At 58.9% G+C, this 316-nt stretch carries 1 pseudogene; it reads right to left on the bottom strand.

What is annotated here, in order from left to right:
• Positions 1-226, bottom strand: a pseudogene (locus FN960_RS21180) (MFS transporter); the annotation flags it as partial.
• Positions 227-316 lie beyond the last annotated feature (90 nt).

The raw sequence follows: 316 nt of genomic DNA, 5'->3' as shown, positions 1-316 counted from the left end.
TGAGGCCGTTGAGCACCGCCGCCGCAAGGAATGGTGCATGCAAGGAGATGGCGCCCAACAGTCCCCCGGCCACGGGGCCTGCCACCATACCCACGCCGAAACAAGCGCTCATGAGCCCGAAGTGGCGAGCCCGATCTTCCCCATCGGTGATGTCGGCGATATAGGCGCCAGCAACCGCACCTGTGGCGCCGGTGATGCCGGCCACGATGCGTCCGGCGTAGAGGATCGAGATCTCGATCCCGCGAAATTAATACGACTCACTATAGGGGAATTGTGAGCGGATAACAATTCCCCTCTAGAAATAATTTTGTTTAAC

This window comes from Alkalicoccobacillus porphyridii (assembly GCF_007293315.1).
In the GTDB taxonomy this organism is placed as follows: Bacteria; Bacillota; Bacilli; order Bacillales; family Bacillaceae_D; genus Alkalicoccobacillus; species Alkalicoccobacillus porphyridii.
This window is presented reverse-complemented; position numbering and strand designations above follow the sequence as displayed.